The following is a 413-nucleotide window of genomic DNA, read 5'->3' as shown; positions in this document are numbered from 1 at the left end:
TTCCTCAGGGCGGTACGACCGTCGACACCACAGTCAAACTTTCAGGGGCCGGGGCTAAAGGTCAGAAAGTCCAGATCAAGGATGGCGCCACCGTCAAAGGTGAGGCGACGGTTAATCTGACGACAGGTTTGTGGGAACTGACTGTGACCGGTTTGACCGTGGCCGCCCATAGTTTCACCGCCACCGCGCTGTATGGCAGTGGACAGGTATCGGCTGCGCGGACATTGACGGTAATCGCCAGTACCGCACCGACCATCACTCAGGCCCTGGACTCCAAAGGGGTGGCGATTCCTCAGGGCGGTACGACCGTCGACACCACAGTCAAACTTTCAGGGGCCGGGGCTAAAGGTCAGAAAGTCCAGATCAAGGATGGCGCCACCATCAAAGGTGAGGCGACGGTTAATCTGACGACA

At 58.4% G+C, this 413-nt stretch carries 1 pseudogene; it reads left to right on the top strand.

The features are described from left to right. Positions 1-413 (top strand): annotated as a pseudogene (locus tag AK821_RS30770) (hypothetical protein); the annotation flags it as partial.

The organism is Pseudomonas sp. RIT-PI-r (genome assembly GCF_001297015.1).
Taxonomy (GTDB): Bacteria; Pseudomonadota; Gammaproteobacteria; order Pseudomonadales; family Pseudomonadaceae; genus Aquipseudomonas.
This window is presented reverse-complemented; position numbering and strand designations above follow the sequence as displayed.